Genomic DNA, 16166 nt, shown 5'->3' on the forward strand with positions numbered 1-16166 from the left:
TTCTGCCGAAGCACCGGAAGGGCGTCGGTTATGCAGGTCCACCACTTTTCAGATGTTGAGTACGCAATCGGGCTTGCCTGAACCTGAAGTTGCTACGCTTCAGCCGATTTCCCTTTTCAGTGCCACCAAAGCGTCAGTCGCTGTGCCGTGCTGGAAAAACGTTGACGAGCTTCGGCAAAGCCGCAGGTTTGAGCCTCCTGCATTTATGGAGAACGCGACGGTTTCGTCTCAGAGGGGCGAATGCACAAATGCCGGCATGGGAGCGCCCTCGGATCGCCTGGCGAGATAGAGGCGGGCAGTCTCAAGCGCCTCCCGAATGGTCACATCCATGTCGAGATAACGATAGGTCCCAAGCCGTCCGACAAAGGTGACCGAGGCTTCCCGTTCGGCGCGTGCCACATAATCGGCAAGCTGTTCTTTGTCCTCGATCAGCCGGATGGGATAATAGGGAATGTCCTGCGGGCCGCATTCGCGAGAGAACTCCCGGTAGCAGACGGAACCGGCATGGTCTTCCCATGGAGAAAAATGCTTGTGCTCGGTGATGCGGGTAAAGGGCACCGACACGTCGCCGTAATTCATCACCGCGCAGCCCTGGTAATCGCCGCCATAGGTGAAACGCTCGAAGTCGAGCGTCCGATATGCCAGACGGCCGAATTCGAAATCGAAATAGCCGTCAAGCGGGCCGGAATAAAAGACGTGCCCGGCGGCTGGCGCTTCGGCGCGGTCAAAGCGCGTGCCGAGCGTGACTGTGATATTGGGGTGATCGAGAATGCGCTCGATCATGTCCGTATAGCCGGTTTCCGGCATGCCCTGATATTTATGGAAGAAGTAGTTGTCGTCGTAATTGAAGCGCACGGGCAGGCGTTTCAGGATGGAGGCCGGCAGTTCCGTCGGTGAGCAGCCCCATTGCTTCTCGGTATATCCCTTGAAGAAGGCTTCGTAGAGATCGCGGCCGACAAAGCGCAGCGCCTGCTCCTCGAAGGTCTGTGGATCGGTAATAGACTTGTCGGCCTTTTCCTCGATGAAGGCTTTCGCTTCATCGGGCCGGAAATTCTTGCCGAAGAACTGGTTGATCGTGTGCAGATTGACCGGGAGGGAATAGACCTGTTCGCCGCTCGTCGTTTTCACACGGTTCTTGTAGGGCATGAAGGTCTGGAAACTGTTGACATAGTCCCAGACCTCCCTGTCGTCGGTATGGAAAATATGCGGGCCGTAGACATGCACCATGACGCCGGTTTCGCCATCGCGTTCGGTGTGGCAATTGCCGGCAATGTGATCGCGGGCGTCGATGATGTCGACCCTATGGCCCGCCAGTGCAAGCTCGCGGCCGATGACCGCGCCGGAAAGCCCGGCACCCACAATGACAATTTTTTCGTCCGCGATCATTGGTAAGTCAGCCCTGTTCATACGTCGCCCTGCGGGCGGTCAAGATTTGCTGGGAGGTATCTTTTAGTGCCTGGCGCGGTCGGTGCCGTTCGCTCCCGCGCTCAATTGTCCGGTTTCTGCCAGAGCCGGCGGTCATAGGGGATTGGCGCATAATCGTGCCATTGCCTCAGCTTCTTCAGGTAACGCTCGCGATAGCTCTGCTCATCTTCAAACTCGATGTTTTCGAGCAGGGCTTCGACGCCGGCTTCATAATAAATATCGAGATTGCTGAGATCGGGCACCGGCGTCTCGCCGCGCTCGCACTCGCCCTGCATTTGCCAGAACAGCTCTTCCAGACGCCGCGCCAGGGCGGGAATATCGCGCAGGACGCTTGTTTCGCGTTGGCGGGCAATCGATTCCCTGACCTCAAGGAGGCTCTTGCGGTCGCGTTCGAAACCGATGGCGCGGGCGACATAATCTTCCGGTGAAGAGCAGATCATTTCCGGCACACCCGCCGCGGTGACGATGCTGCCGCAGAAGCGCGCGGCAAAGGTCTTGCCGGACATGGTAAGGACGGGCAGGCCGGATGTTATCGCATCCGATGCCGTGGAGTGCGCGCCATAGGGGAATGTGTCGAGAAACAGATCGGCAAGGCCGATGCGGGCGATATGCTGCGGGTTCTGGGCCTTCGGCGCGAAGACGAGCCGTTCGGACGCGACGCCGCTCTTTTCCGCAAGGTCTCGCAGGCGTTGATTGACGTCCTCATCCCCCGTCAGCAGCCACAACAGGCTGCCGGGCGTCTCCGAGAGGATCGTCATCCATCGTGCGAAGCAGTTTTCGGTGATCTTCTGCATGCCGTTGAAGCTCGCATAAACGAAGGCATCCTCCGGCAGTCCGAGCTCGGCGCGGCTCGGCCGGGCGGCGATGGGCCGCTTGCGGTCGAGCGGCTGGTCGCAGGCGATGCGCAGCACCTTCTCGGAATAGTAGATTTCGTTTTCCGGCGGGATCATGTAGCCGTCGGAGATCAGATATTGATGGAAGGGACTTCCCATCGATCCGGGGTAACCGCAGAAGCTGACGATGACGGGTGCGGGGCGATAGGCGAAGATTTTCGCGCGTGCATCCTTGGTGTAGCCGTTCACGTCGATCAATATATCGATCTCGTCGGCGATGATCTGCGAGGCGGCGGTGGCGTCGTCCACACTGTGAATATCCCGCCAGCAATGGACCGCGGCCTTGATGCGCTCCTGCGTGCTGTCAGTGCCGCGGACATTGCCGCAATAATAGGCGAAGACCTCAAGGCTGTCCTTGTCATGTAGTTCCAGAACCTCGCAGAGAGCGAAGCCGACGGCATGATCGCGAAGATCCGACGAGAGGTAGCCGACGCGCAGCCGCTGACCGGTTGCGGACTTCAGCTTGGGCGACCTGCGCGGAAAACGGCTGAGATCCGGACGCGCGCCGATCAGCGTTTTGCTGAGGCGGTGAGCCTTGGCCAACTGGAACATCGGGTCGTCGGCGTAACAGCTCAGCGTCAGCGACGACATGGCATCGAGCATCTTGCGCGCGGGAATGTGGTTCGAAGGTGCAAGGACCGGCCATTTGCACTGGCGCTGTCGCAACGATGCCCAGTGCTGGCCGGCTTCCGGCAGTTCCGGCCGCAGCTCGAACGCCTGCAGCAAAGCGGTTTCGGCCTCCTCAAGCTTGCCGGCGCCCTCGAGAACCCGGCCCATGTTCTGCAGGGTCATATGCCGATGGCCGATCGTCTCGGCGTCGACATTTTTCGTCACCTCGGCATAATGCGACCATTGCTCCACCGCGTGGCCGATCAGCCCGGCATCTTCAAGTGCGCGGCCGAGATTGATGTGGCCGGGAGCGAATTGCGGATTGGCCTTGAGACACGCGCGAAACGCCTGTACCGCACCCGCACGGTCGCCCAGCTGGTTGAGAATGACGGCATAGTTGAAATAGGCGAGATGGATCGTCGGGTTACTGTCATTGAATGCCACCCAGGTCTTGTAGAGCTCCGCAGCAGCGGCCTGTTGGCCGGCGGCATTGAGCGCCTCTGATACGCTCAGCAGATCCATGAGGCTCAACCGTTGGTTCCGCGCGAGATCGAGGGCGCTGGGAGCGGCGGCGTCGTTTGAAGGAGAGGCGTGGTTGGCGGTCATGACATCCTGCGGCAAGGCGACAAAGGGTCGAAGATAAAACAGCCTGTTGATGGGCCGTCTTTAGCTATCGCAGATAACTTGCCCGTGGCTGGATGTGTTGAAGGCCCGATTGCTTGCCCCGATCAGCAGCCGACCCGGAGAGATGAAATGTCTTTCCAGTTAAACGGCTGCCCTGGAGGCATTGACACAGTCATGCCGAGCGACCTATTGCCCACATGTTCTGCAGGCGAGAGTGTTTCATCCTGTTGTTCGCCCAGGCGACGAACGGATTGTTTCGATAAACACTGCCGATGTATTTTCTGAGAAGTACTGTAAAGAGTGCGCGATATATTTTGTGCCCATGACGAGAATATACATCTCGGGTTTGTGGTAAGAATACTGTCGCGTATCGCACCGACAAGATTGGCCATGATTGAAGGCCCGATGGCGATGGATATTTGCTCGGACAGATACTGAATAGCCTTCCCGGGCATTGTGCAATGAAGCGTGTAAAATGCAACACGACGCGGCTTTTGGCCGCGTCGTGCGTTGTCTGGTTTCTTAAGTCTTAGACAGTCTTGTAGGCCTTGATGACCGCTTCGACCTGGGCATCGTTCATGACCTTCAGCTGCTGGGCCGAAAGTGCTCCAGCCTGCGCGCTGCTGAGACCGCCAATAGCGGCGGTGGAAAGACCGGAGACGGCGTTGGCGCTGATGGCCTTGATCTCGTCGGTGGAGAACAGGGCCAGCTCGGTGCTGTCGAGCGTCGCGACCTGAGCGGAGCTGAGGCCGGCAACCTGCTCGGAGGTGAGGGCCTTGATCTGATCGGTCGAGAGTGCTGCGAACTGCGTCGAGGACAGCGCTGCGGCCTGTGCCTTGCTGAGCGCGGCGATGTTGCCGGTGCTGAGCTTGGTGGCGTCGAGACCGCCGAGAGCCTTGGCGGTGATCGCCTTGACTTCGTCTGCCGTGAAGGTGGCGAGGTTCGCGGAGTTGAAGGCGTTAAGCTGCGTCGACGACAGACCTGCGATCTGGGTCTTCGTCAGTGCTGCTGCGTTGTCGGTGGTAAGCGCCGCCAGAGCCGCAGTAGACAGACCTGAGACGGCATTGGCGCCGATCGCCTTGATCTCATCGGTGGAGAAGAGAGCCAGTTCTGCGCTGTCGAGCGTCCCAACCTGGGCGGAGCTGAGGCCGGCGACCTGGTCGGAATTGAGGGCTTTGATCTGGTCCGTCGACAGGGCCGCAAACTGTGCCGAGGAGAGCGATGCCGCCTGGGCTCTGCTGAGAGCAGCAATGTTGCCGGTGCTGAGCTTGGTGACATCGAGGCCGGCCAGCGCCTTGGTGCTGATCGCCTTGATCTCGTCCGCCGTGAAGGTGGCGAGGTTTGCGGAGGTCAGGGCGTTGAGCTGCGTGGAGGAGAGACCAGCGATCTGGGTCTTCGTCAGCGCGGCTGCATTGTCGGTGGTGAGGGCAGCCAGACCGGCGGCGGAAAGGCCGGCAACGGCGTTGGCGGCGATGGCCTTGATCTCATCGGTGGAGAAGAGAGCCAGTTCTGCGCTGTCGAGCGTCGCGACCTGGGCAGAGTTCAGACCTGAAACCTGCTCGGAGGTGAGGGCCTTGATCTGGTCGGTCGAGAGTGCGGCGAATTGCGTCGAGGACAGCGAGGTAACCTGAGCTTTGGTCAGCGCGGCGATGTTGCCGGTGCTGAGCTTGGTGACATCGAGGCCAGCGAGAGCCTTGGTGGTGATCGCCTTGACTTCGTCCGCCGTAAAGGTGGCAAGGTTCGCAGAGGTCAGGGCATTGAGCTGCGTGGACGACAGGCCCGCAATCTGGGTCTTTGTCAGCGCGGTTGCATTGTCGGTGGTGAGGGCGGCCAGAGCGGCGGCAGAAAGGCCGGCAACGGCGTTGGCACCAATGGCCTTGATCTCATCGGTGGAGAAGAGAGCCAGCTCGTCGCTGCTGAGCGTCGCGACCTGGGCAGAGTTGAGGCCCGAAACCTGCTCGGAAGTGAGGGCCTTGATCTGGTCGGTCGAGAGTGCTGCGAACTGCGTCGAGGACAGCGAGGTAACCTGAACTTTGGTCAGCGCGGCGATGTTGCCGGTGCTGAGCTTGGTGACATCGAGGCCGGCCAGTGCCTTGGTGGTGATCGCCTTGACTTCGTCCGCCGTAAAGGTGGCAAGGTTTGCGGAGGTGAGCGCATTGAGCTGCGTGGACGACAGACCAGCAATCTGGGTCTTTGTCAGCGCGGTTGCATTATCGGTGGTAAGCGCAGCCAGAGCCGCCGTTGAAAGGCCAGAGACCGCATTCGCGCTGAAAGCGCTGATCTCGCCGGTGGAGAAGAGGGCGAGCTCGTCGCTGCTGAGCGTCGCAACCTGAGCGGAGCTGAGGCCGGCAACCTGATCGGAGGTGAGCGCCTTGATCTGGTCGGTCGACAGGGCCGCAAACTGTGCAGAGGAGAGCGATGTCGCCTGGGCTCTGCTGAGTGCGGCGATGTTGCCGGTGCTAAGCTTGGTGACATCGAGGCCGGCCAGTGCCTTGGTGCTGATAGCCTTGATCTCGTCTGCCGAGAACGTGGCAAGGTTTGCGGAGGTCAGGGCGTTCAGCTGCGTGGACGAGAGACCAGCGATCTGGGTCTTCGTCAGCGCGGCTGCATTGTCGGTGGTGAGGGCAGCCAGAGCGGCGGAAGAAAGGCCGGCGACGGCGTTAGCGGCGATGGCCTTGATCTCATCGGTAGAGAAGAGAGCCAGTTCGTCGCTGCTGAGCGTCGCAACCTGAGCGGAGCTGAGGCCAGACACCTGCTCGGAGGTGAGGGCCTTGATCTGGTCGGTCGACATGGCTGCAAACTGCGCCGTCGAAAGCGCCGAAACCTGTGCCTTGCTGAGTGCGGCGATGTTGCCGGTGCTGAGCTTGGTGACGTCGAGGCCAGCGAGGATCTTGGTGGTGATCGCCTTGACTTCGTCAGCCGAGAAAGTTGCAAGGCTGCCGGAGCTGAGCGCATTGAACTGTGTGGAAGACAGGGCGGCGATCTGTGTCTTTGTCAGCGCGGCTGCATTGTCGGTGCTGAGACCGGCGATGGCTGCCGTGGAAAGACCGGCGATGGCATTGGCGCTGATCGCCTTGATCTCGTCGGTGGAGAAGAGAGCCAGTTCGTCGCTGCTGAGCGTCGCAACCTGGGCGGAGCTGAGGCCTGCGACCTGCGACGAGTTGAGCGCCTTGATCTGGTCGGTCGAAAGGGCGTCAATCTGGCTGGCATAAAGTGCCGTGACCTGAGACGAAGACAGGCTGCTGACCTGGGCGGAGCTCAGTTTCGCCATCTGGGTGAGCGTCAGGCCCTTGACGGCGGTTACCGAAATGGCGCGGAGGTCTTCGGAGCTGAAAAGAGCAAGGTTATCCGTGCTCAAGGAGGCGATCTGGGACGAAGAGAGAGCCTTGATCTTGGTGCTATCAAGAGCATTCACGTCTTCCGACGTCAGGCCGGCGATCGTGGACGTAGAAAGCTTGGAAATCTGCACCGCAGACAATGAGGAGAGGATCGAAGTCATGAACGTGTCCTTTACCGAATGGTGAATGGTCACGCCTATCTGCCGCCAGACACTGTCCTTGATGACAGCGATCCGGCATCCGCAAATAAAGCGAAATTGTGGAGAACATGGCTCATGTGAACCTGCGCTGGAAACGCTTCATGCAATTCGAGCCAAAAATCGGACCCGGATTTTCCACGCTAGCTTGTGCGAATGCCGCTAATAATTTCTTGCCGCTTAAGAAGCTCGCGACGTGCGTGTCATATCAGGCGAACATTTAAAGCCGAGTTAATATTTAATGTGGCGCCATCTATTCTTGGTAGATGCATATTTTAGATTCTAGTGAAGTATAGAATGGAACGGACAAATGTCTGCTTGACCATATTTCACTGCCACAAGCCAGATGCGTTCGCTATCGTATAAGTAGTATGACTTCAGGAGGGCAGAGGTGTCTGGTTCTGGTTGCTGATCTCGTTGCAAACTGAATAACGATGCTTGATAAGAGCTGATGTGCTTATGTAACGCTTGCCAGCTGCGATTGAAAATTTGCTTTTTTCCCTCATTTTCTACGCTGCGTATTTGGCTTTTTAAAATCGGAAGCTGTTTTCAGGCCATGACAATGCTTTAGCCCGGCAGATGCGAACAATAGGCTGATTCGGCCATGCTCTGATGACGTCATTCTGCAAACGGGCGTAGAAAGAGCCTTCCCGCTATTGCAGCCGGATCGTTTTGTAACCGCCGCTTTTCCGCGCTTCGTCATGGTGGAATGTGCCGGCCTTAGTCCAGCGTCACCATATGGGCCGCCAGCTGTTCTTCGAAGAATTTCGAGAAGGTGGCGATGCGGGGCGGCAGGGTCTGATAGGGCGGATAATAGAGCGTCAGCCAGAGTTCCGGCGGGGCCCAGCCCGGCAGAACATGGACAAGCCGCCCACTGCGGATATGTTCGGCGATATGAAATCCCGGCAGCATGGCCACGCCGGCGCCATCGGCTGCCATATCGGCCAGAACCTCGCCATTATTGGCGCTGAAGGCGCGACCGGCCGTTATGGTGATGCTCGATCCGCCATCCGAAAGGACCCAGTTCTCCCGCCGGCTTTCACCGCTATAGGCAAGGCAATCGTCGGGCGTGAGGTCGCCTGGATGTTTCATCTGCGCGAACCGGCTGCCCGGTGCCGCCACCAGGATTCTCGGTACGGCCCTGATCTTGCGCCAGATGGTGAATTTGTCTGAGGGGGCCGACGAAATGCGGATCGCCAGATCGTAGTCATCATCGACAATATTGACGAGGCCGTCCGACAGGGAAATCTCGAAACACATTTTCGGATATAATTCCCGGAAACCCGACAGGATCGGCGGCAGCACCGTCTTGCCGAGCCATGTCGGCGCACTGATCCTGAGCCGCCCCTCATCGGCCTTGTGGGCGTTGCGGACATCGCGCCGGGCATTCTCCAGCGCCTCGACCGCGGGCTGTATCTGCGCGGCGAAGACGGCGCCGTCCGTCGTCAGGGATACCTGCCGGGTGGTGCGGACGAATAATTGCACACCGAGATCACATTCGAGCGCGGCGATGGCACGGGTGACGCCGGCGGCTGTCATGCTGAGTTCGCGGGCGACCTGCGCGAAATTGCGCTTCTCGGCCGCCATCAGGAAGATTTTGAGAGCTTTGTGATCGTTCATCGCATTATTTCAAAAATCGCAATTCATTCGAGAGAAATATTGCAATTCCGCGATGTGATCAAGCGGGTTATATCTTTGTCCATCGAAACAAACACAGCGACCACGAAAGGCGCCGATGATGATCAAGGATATCAAGGGCCTGCACCACGTTACCTCGATGGCGTCGGATGCGCGGCAGAACAACAGCTTTTTCACCGATACGCTCGGCCTGCGCCGGGTGAAGAAGACCGTCAACTTCGACGAACCCAGCGTTTACCACCTTTATTACGGTGACGAAACGGGAACGCCCGGCACGGTCATGACCTATTTTCCTTTCGACCACATGATGGCCGGCCGTCCCGGCGTGGGAGAGGTGGGCGAGACCCAGTTTTCCATCCCGAAGGGTGCCATGGGTTTCTGGAAAGACCGGCTGATTGCAAAGGGTGTCGCCGGCATTGAGGCCGACAAGGTCTTTGGTGCCAATCGCCTGCGCTTCATCGGTCCCGATGGCGATGGGCTGGCGCTGATCGAGACGGCAAATGACGCACGCGCCGCCTGGCAGGCCGAGGGCATTTCCGAAGAGAACGCCATACGCGGTTTCTCCGGCGCACGCTTCAATCTCAACGACACGGCGGCGACCGAAGAACTTCTTCGCTTCATGGGATATGAGCGGGCCGATGCCGAGGGTAATGTGACGCGTTACGTCATTCCCGGCGGCAATGGGGCCGATACGATCGATCTTGCGACCCTGCCGAATACGCCCTTTGCCCGTCAGGGGGCAGGTTCGGTCCACCATATCGCCTTTGCGGTCGAAAACCGCGAAAAGCAGCTGGAAGTGCGCAAGGCGCTGATGGATACCGGTTACCAGGTCACCCCCGTCATCGATCGCGATTATTTCTGGGCGATCTATTTCCGGACCCCGGGCGGCATCCTGTTCGAGATCGCAACCAACGAACCCGGTTTCGACCGTGACGAGGATACGGCTCATCTGGGCGAAGCGCTGAAGCTGCCCAGCCGCTACGAGCCTTTCCGCAACCAGATCGAGGCGAACCTGGTGTCGCTCGCCGCATAGGCGGATCGCTGATCCGTATCGACTGACCATATCATTCCGCCTTCTCAAGACGGCTGCCGATCAGAGGCAGCCGACCGGTGAAGCCTTGTCAATTTCACCGCCGTAGACCGGCAATCACCACCTGAACGGAGAACCACCATGTCGAAGCTTGAAGTCCTTACCCCCGCCAACAGCCAGTTGATCTTCATCGACCAGCAGCCACAGATGGCTTTCGGTGTGCAGTCGATCGACCGCCAGACCCTGAAGAACAATGTCGTCGGCCTCGCCAAGGCGGCAAAGATCTTCAACATCCCGACAACCATCACCACGGTCGAAACGGAAAGCTTCTCCGGCAATACCTTCCCGGAATTGCTCGCGGTCTTCCCGGAAAACGATATTCTCGAACGGACCTCGATGAATTCCTGGGATGATCAGAATGTTCGCGATGCCTTGGCGAAAAATGCCGCCACCGGCCGCAGGAAGATCGTTGTCTCCGGTCTCTGGACGGAAGTGTGCAACACCACCTTCGCACTCTCGGCGCTGCATGATGTCGCGGACTACGAGATCTACATGGTGGCGGACGCCTCCGGTGGTACCTCTCTCGACGCGCATAAATATGCCATGGACCGCATGGTGCAGGCGGGCGTCATTCCCGTCACCTGGCAGCAGGTACTGCTGGAATGGCAGCGCGACTGGGCCCGCAAGGAAACCTATGACGCTGTCACCTCGCTGGTGAAGGAACATTCCGGCGCTTACGGCATGGGCATCGATTATGCCGTCACCCATGTCCATGGCGGTGCAGAGCGCGTCAAGCACGGCAAGCGCATCGGCCCGAACCCCGCGAAATAAGCTTTCGACCATGCCGCGCCGGCGGGATCAGTATCCCGGCCGGCGCGGCTTTATCCATCCAAAGGAGGTTTCCATGAAAGTCTATCTTCTGTCGCTTGGCGCCGGCCTGCTGGTCGGCATCGTCTACAGCCTGCTCAACGTGCGTTCCCCCGCGCCGCCCGTCATTGCGCTTGTCGGCCTGCTGGGCATTCTGGTCGGAGAACAGATCATCCCCTTCGCAAGGACGATCATCGACAGGGAACCGGCCGCCGTCTCGTGGCTCAACCAGATCAAGCCGCACATGTTCGGCCACATGCCCAAGGGTGGTGCCGAAACCACTGATCTCGCGCAGACACAGCAGCCAACCAACCGGGAGAAAAGCTGATGCCGACGCGACGCACTTTCCTCGGCGCGGCATCCAGTCTCGCCTTTCCGAATCTGTTTTCACCGGCTAAGGCCGCTGATCCCATCAAGAGCGGAGCTTCGTCCATGCATCCAGATACCATCCTTCACAATGGCCGCGTCACGACACTTGATCGCGGCAATCCGAATGCAACGGCAGTCGCCATCAAGGATGGTCTGTTTGTTGAAGTGGGAAGCGATGCCGAGGTCATGGCCCTTGCCGGGCCGGAAACGAAGATCATCGACCTCAAGGGCAAGCGTGTGCTGCCCGGCCTGATCGACAACCACACCCACGTCATTCGTGGTGGCCTGAACTTCAACATGGAGCTGCGCTGGGACGGCGTTCGCTCGCTTTCCGATGCCATGGATATGCTGAAGCGCCAGGTGGCAATCACGCCGGCCCCGCAATGGGTGCGCGTCGTCGGTGGTTTCACCGAGCATCAATTCGTCGAAAAGCGTCTGCCGACCATCGAGAAAATCAATGCGGTGGCGCCGGATACGCCGGTCTTCCTTCTGCATCTCTATGACCGGGCGCTGCTGAACGGCGCAGCCCTGCGTGCCGTGGGCTATACTAGGGATACGCCGAACCCGCCCGGCGGCGAGATCACCCGCGATGCCAACGGCAATCCCACGGGTCTGCTGCTCGCCAAGCCGAATGCCGGCATCCTCTATTCGACGCTTGCCAAGGGGCCGAAACTGCCCCTCGACTATCAGGTCAATTCCACCCGCCACTTCATGCGTGAGTTGAACCGGCTGGGTGTGACCGGCGTGATCGACGCCGGTGGCGGCTTCCAGAATTATCCTGACGACTACGAAGTGATCCAGAAGCTGTCGGATGAGAACCAGATGACGGTTCGGCTGGCCTACAACCTCTTCACGCAGAAGCCGAAGCAGGAGAAAGAGGACTTCCTCAACTGGACGTCATCGGTCAAATACAAGCAGGGCAACGATTATTTCCGGCATAATGGTGCGGGTGAAATGCTGGTCTTTTCCGCTGCCGATTTCGAGGATTTCCGTCAGCCGCGGCCCGATATGCCACCGGAGATGGAAGGCGAGCTCGAAGATGTCGTTCGGATTCTGGCGGAAAACCGCTGGCCCTGGCGTCTGCACGCCACCTATGACGAGACCATCTCCCGGGCGCTTGATGTGTTCGAAAAGGTCAACCGGGATATCCCGCTCGAAGGATTGAACTGGTTCTTCGACCATGCCGAAACCATCTCCGATCGCTCCATCGACCGCATCGCCGCCCTTGGTGGCGGCATCGCCACCCAGCACCGCATGGCCTATCAGGGCGAGTATTTCGTGGAACGTTATGGCCAGGGCGTCGCAGAGGCGACGCCACCAATCGCGCGAATGCTGGAAAAGGGCGTAAACGTTTCGGCGGGCACGGATGCAACGCGCGTTGCCTCCTATAATCCTTGGGTGTCGCTGTTCTGGATGGTGACGGGCAAGACGGTGGGCGGCATGCAGCTTTATCCGCGCGCCAATTGCCTCGACCGCGAGACGGCGTTGCGCATGTGGACCGAAAAAGTCACATGGTTCTCCAACGAAGAAGGGAAGAAGGGCCGTATCGAGAAAGGGCAGTTCGCCGATCTCGTCGTGCCGGACAAGGATTATTTCTCCTGCGCGGAAGATGAAATCTCCTTCCTGACCTCGGAACTGACCATGGTGGGTGGCAAGATCGTTTATGGCGCCGGTGACTTCAAGGCGCTCGATGAGAGCAACATTCCGCCCGCCATGCCCGACTGGTCGCCGGTTCGCACCTTCGGCGGTTATGCCGCCTGGGGCGAGCCGCAGGGTGCCGGAAAGAACTCGCTGAGACGCGCCGCCATCACCTCCTGCGGTTGCGCCAGTGATTGCGGCGTTCATGGCCACGACCATGCCGGCGCCTGGACATCGAAACTGCCGATTGCCGATCTGAAAGGCTTCTTCGGCGCTTTGGGCTGCTCCTGCTGGGCGGTCTGAGCCTGATCGGCAAGGAAATCCAGCGGGCGGCGCACGCCGCCGCCCGTTACCTGCCAAAGAATATTGCAGATTATGCAATTATATCGAAACTATTGATGCAATTGTTGGCGGCAATCCTTTGCGCCAATATCGCTCCATCAGATGAACGCAGCGCCGCACACATCGACGGCCAGATCGCAGGAGCATTAAAATGACCGACCCATCTTCCACCCTTCGCCTTCGCGGGCTTCTTGCTCAAATCGTCGCCGCGCCCGTCACACGAACCGTGGCTCTTCTGGCGCTTTGTTCGGCCTATATTCAGGGGCCGCTCACCAAAATTTTCGATTTCCCCGGTGCGATCGCGGAAATGAACCATTTTGGCCTGCAGCCGGCGGCGGCATTTGCCGTCTTTGTCATTATTTTTGAACTCACCGCCTCCGCCATGGTGGTATCGGGCTTCCTGCGCTGGGCGGGTGCTCTGGCGCTCTCTGGCTTCACGCTTCTGGCCACCTTTATCGCCCTACGCTTCTGGGAAATGGCGCCCGGCATGGACCGCATGATGGCCACAAATGCCTTCTTCGAGCATCTTGGCCTTGCCGGTGCCTTCATCATCGTCGCTGCAATCGATCTCACGAAAGGAACAGGCAAATGAGTGCCGCAAAATCCTCCGCGAGCAGCTTTGCTCCTCTCGCGCAACCGGTTTTCGCCGTCCTCTGGGCCGCGACGGTGCTCGGCAATACCGGCAGCTTCATGCGTGACGTCGCCAGTTCATGGTTGATGACCGATCTTTCGGCATCACCGGCGGCGGTCGCCCTGGTCCAGGCGGCCGGAACCCTGCCTATCTTTCTTCTGGCGATCCCAGCCGGCGTGCTGACGGATATTCTCGACCGCCGCAAATTCCTGATCGCGGTCCAGCTACTACTGGCCTCGGTCAGCGTCACCCTTATGGTTCTCGCCCATACCGGCATGTTGTCCGTCAGCGCCCTGATCGGCCTCACCTTTCTCGGTGGCATCGGTGCGGCACTGATGGGGCCGACCTGGCAGGCGATCGTGCCGGAACTGGTGAAACGCGAGGATGTCAAAAGCGCCGTGGCGCTGAACTCGCTCGGCATCAACATCGCCCGTTCCATCGGTCCCGCGGCCGGCGGTATCCTGCTTGCGGCCTTCGGTGCGGCCTTCACCTATGGTGCCGATGTCGCCAGCTATTTCGTTGTCATCGCCGCTCTTCTGTGGTGGCCGCGAGCCAAGAACGCCAATGATGCGCTGCAGGAGAATTTTTTTGGCGCATTCCGGGCAGGTCTCCGTTACACCCGCGCCAGCCGGCCGCTGCATGTCGTCCTGCTGCGGGCTGCGATCTTCTTTGCTTTCGCCAGTGCCGTCTGGGCGCTGCTGCCGCTGGTCGCCCGGCAATTGCTGGGTGGAGATGCGAGTTTCTACGGCATTCTGCTCGGCGCCGTCGGGGCCGGTGCGATCGGCGGTGCGCTTGTCATGCCGAAGCTGCGCGCCCGTTTCGATGCCGATGGCCTGCTTCTGGGTGCCGCCATCATCACCGCGCTCGTCATGGCCGGGCTGTCATTCGCACCGCCGAAATGGCTTGCCATCATCATCCTGCTGTTCCTCGGCGGTGCCTGGATCACCGCACTGACGACGCTGAATGGTGCAGCCCAGGCAATCCTGCCGAACTGGGTCCGGGGTCGTGGTCTGGCGGTCTATCTCACTGTCTTTAATGGTGCGATGACGGCGGGCAGCATTGGCTGGGGCGCTGTAGGTGAAGCCGCAGGTGTGCCGGGCACGCTGCTGATCGGTGCAGCCGGTCTCTTCATCGCCGGCCTCGTCATGCATCGCCTGAAACTGCCTGCGGGTGATGCGGATATGGTGCCCTCCAACCATTGGCCGGAACCGCTCGTTGCCGAGCCGGTGGCCCATGACCGCGGCCCGGTTCTGATCCTGATCGAATATAATGTCGAAAAGCATCACCGCTCCGCTTTCCTGCATGCACTGGACGAGCTTTCCCAGGAGCGCCGACGCGATGGCGCCTATGGCTGGGGCGTGACGGAGGACTCCGCCGATCCGCAGAAGATCGTCGAATGGTTCATGGTGGAATCCTGGGCCGAGCATCTGCGCCAGCACAAGCGGGTTTCCAATGCCGATGCGGATTTGCAGGGCAAAGTGCTGGCTTATCATTCCGGGCTGGAAAAGCCTGTCGTGCGGCACTTCCTCACAATCAACCGTCCGGGGAAGGCGTGAAACAGAAAGGGGCCGAAAGGCCCCTTTTTTATTGTTGCCGTTGCGACCGACTATCGCGCAATCCGCGCCAACACGCGGCTCAATGCATCTCTCAGCGCGCCGGAGCCGCCCTTGCTGTCGAAGTCCAGCAATACCTGCTCATTGAGGCCGCCCCTGGTGGCGAATTCGCGGCTGAGATCGATGAAATCCGCCTTGGTGCCGGCAAGCAGGGCCACCTCGGAGAGGCCGGCGAAGAGGGGTGCAAGATAAGCGCGCCCCTTTTCTTCCGGCAGACCGTTCTCGGCAAGCCATTCCGTCGTCGTTTGCATGATGCCGAAATAGGTGGCCATCAGGGCGCTGGCGGCCGCCAGAAGATCATATTCCGCCTTGGTCTCGCATTCCACCGCATTGCCCAGCACGTTGAAAATCGCAGCTGTGTCCGTATCGGCAGGATAAATGGCGGTGACGCCCTTGCGCCGGGCAACGAAGGGCAGCGGGATCGCCTGGCTGAGACGCACATCCGCCCCGATCCAGTCCAGAAGCGCCTCGCGGCCGGTTGCGGCAACGACGCTGACGATCTTCTGCCCGTCCCGGAACCGCAGCGGCCGGATGACTTCTTCAGCGATCTGCGGCCGGATAGCCAGCACGACGGTATCGCAGCCATCGATGATCGCCTGGTTATCGCCCGAAACGATCACCTGCGGGAAATCGGCGGCGAGTCTCGCCGAGATATCGGCACTGCGTTGTGACACCATGACATGCGGTACGGCGGCGGGCCTGGCGAGCAGGCCCCTTACCATGGCGTCCGTGATGGCTCCTGTGCCGATAAAACCGATTTTCTGGGGAAGGGACATGATTGCTCCGTAGCGGTGAGGGAAACCGACAGAGGCATCGGTCGTTTTCGCGCAATGCTAGATTTTCCGCCCGGAATTGTCGACAAGGAGGGTATGTCAATTTGCGGTCGAGGTGGCGTCGTGATCGGTCGGGTGCCGGCTAGTCGATGCGGTCACAAGCCGGAACGGGGGTAGTA

Annotated in this window: 11 protein-coding genes; 6 read left to right on the forward strand and 5 right to left on the reverse strand. The window is 59.7% G+C overall.

Going from position 1 to position 16166, the window contains the following annotated elements:
• Nucleotides 1-228: 228 nt before the first annotated feature.
• The 4 genes from glf to ACIQUH_RS07915 form a co-directional block, all read right to left on the reverse strand.
• Complete coding sequence (glf, locus tag ACIQUH_RS07900) at nt 229-1386, reverse strand: UDP-galactopyranose mutase (RefSeq protein ID WP_400813536.1); 1158 nt, start codon at nt 1384-1386, stop codon at nt 229-231.
• 101 nt (nt 1387-1487) lie between these two features.
• A complete protein-coding gene (locus tag ACIQUH_RS07905; protein WP_400813537.1) occupies nt 1488-3533 on the reverse strand; it encodes a glycosyl transferase in 2046 nt (681 codons plus the stop codon).
• Between the two features lie 547 nt (nt 3534-4080).
• The gene (locus tag ACIQUH_RS07910; RefSeq protein ID WP_400813539.1) at nt 4081-7050 is read right to left on the reverse strand and encodes a beta strand repeat-containing protein; all 2970 of its coding nucleotides are present in this window, start codon (nt 7048-7050) and stop codon (nt 4081-4083) included.
• 756 nt (nt 7051-7806) lie between these two features.
• Entirely contained in the window at nt 7807-8706 is a 900-nt protein-coding gene (locus ACIQUH_RS07915; protein ID WP_400813540.1) for a LysR family transcriptional regulator, read from the reverse strand.
• Nucleotides 8707-8824: 118 nt separating this feature from the next.
• Between ACIQUH_RS07915 and ACIQUH_RS07920 the strand changes: the two genes are divergently transcribed.
• The 6 genes from ACIQUH_RS07920 (at nt 8825) to ACIQUH_RS07945 (ending at nt 15157) form a co-directional block, all read left to right on the forward strand.
• Nucleotides 8825-9757 (forward strand): VOC family protein, encoded by a 933-nt coding sequence (locus ACIQUH_RS07920; protein ID WP_400814000.1) that lies wholly within the window; start codon nt 8825-8827, stop codon nt 9755-9757.
• Between the two features lie 138 nt (nt 9758-9895).
• Complete coding sequence (locus ACIQUH_RS07925; RefSeq protein ID WP_010973478.1) at nt 9896-10585, forward strand: hydrolase; 690 nt, start codon at nt 9896-9898, stop codon at nt 10583-10585.
• 73 nt (nt 10586-10658) lie between these two features.
• Nucleotides 10659-10949, forward strand: coding sequence for a XapX domain-containing protein (locus ACIQUH_RS07930; RefSeq protein WP_400813541.1), 291 nt, complete (start codon nt 10659-10661; stop codon nt 10947-10949).
• Nucleotides 10949-12931, forward strand: a complete 1983-nt coding sequence (locus ACIQUH_RS07935) for an amidohydrolase family protein (RefSeq protein ID WP_400813542.1) — start codon at nt 10949-10951, stop codon at nt 12929-12931. Before ACIQUH_RS07930 ends, ACIQUH_RS07935 begins: the two co-directional genes overlap by 1 nt.
• Before the next feature lie 190 nt (nt 12932-13121).
• Complete coding sequence (locus ACIQUH_RS07940) at nt 13122-13562, forward strand: DoxX family protein (protein WP_400813544.1); 441 nt, start codon at nt 13122-13124, stop codon at nt 13560-13562.
• On the forward strand, nt 13559-15157 hold the full coding sequence (locus tag ACIQUH_RS07945) for an MFS transporter (protein ID WP_400813545.1): 1599 nt from the start codon (nt 13559-13561) through the stop codon (nt 15155-15157). The genes ACIQUH_RS07940 and ACIQUH_RS07945 overlap by 4 nt, the downstream gene beginning before the upstream one ends.
• 50 nt (nt 15158-15207) lie before the next feature.
• Here ACIQUH_RS07945 and ACIQUH_RS07950 read toward each other — a convergent pair whose 3' ends face one another.
• Nucleotides 15208-15990, reverse strand: coding sequence for a pyrroline-5-carboxylate reductase (locus ACIQUH_RS07950; protein WP_400813547.1), 783 nt, complete (start codon nt 15988-15990; stop codon nt 15208-15210).
• Between the last annotated feature and the right edge of the window lie 176 nt (nt 15991-16166).

Source organism: Agrobacterium sp. NPDC090283 (genome assembly GCF_044769685.1).
Lineage (GTDB): Bacteria > Pseudomonadota > Alphaproteobacteria > Rhizobiales > Rhizobiaceae > Agrobacterium.

Coding starts and splice junctions, on each gene's coding strand:
- ACIQUH_RS07935 (WP_400813542.1), top strand. CDS start 10,949: ATGCCGACGCGACGCACTTTCCTCGGCGCGGCATCCAGTCTCGCCTTT.
- ACIQUH_RS07915 (WP_400813540.1), bottom strand. CDS start 8,706: ATGAACGATCACAAAGCTCTCAAAATCTTCCTGATGGCGGCCGAGAAG.
- ACIQUH_RS07930 (WP_400813541.1), top strand. CDS start 10,659: ATGAAAGTCTATCTTCTGTCGCTTGGCGCCGGCCTGCTGGTCGGCATC.
- ACIQUH_RS07945 (WP_400813545.1), top strand. CDS start 13,559: ATGAGTGCCGCAAAATCCTCCGCGAGCAGCTTTGCTCCTCTCGCGCAA.
- ACIQUH_RS07920 (WP_400814000.1), top strand. CDS start 8,825: ATGATCAAGGATATCAAGGGCCTGCACCACGTTACCTCGATGGCGTCG.
- ACIQUH_RS07940 (WP_400813544.1), top strand. CDS start 13,122: ATGACCGACCCATCTTCCACCCTTCGCCTTCGCGGGCTTCTTGCTCAA.
- ACIQUH_RS07950 (WP_400813547.1), bottom strand. CDS start 15,990: ATGTCCCTTCCCCAGAAAATCGGTTTTATCGGCACAGGAGCCATCACG.
- ACIQUH_RS07925 (WP_010973478.1), top strand. CDS start 9,896: ATGTCGAAGCTTGAAGTCCTTACCCCCGCCAACAGCCAGTTGATCTTC.
- glf (WP_400813536.1), bottom strand. CDS start 1,386: ATGATCGCGGACGAAAAAATTGTCATTGTGGGTGCCGGGCTTTCCGGC.
- ACIQUH_RS07905 (WP_400813537.1), bottom strand. CDS start 3,533: ATGACCGCCAACCACGCCTCTCCTTCAAACGACGCCGCCGCTCCCAGC.
- ACIQUH_RS07910 (WP_400813539.1), bottom strand. CDS start 7,050: ATGACTTCGATCCTCTCCTCATTGTCTGCGGTGCAGATTTCCAAGCTT.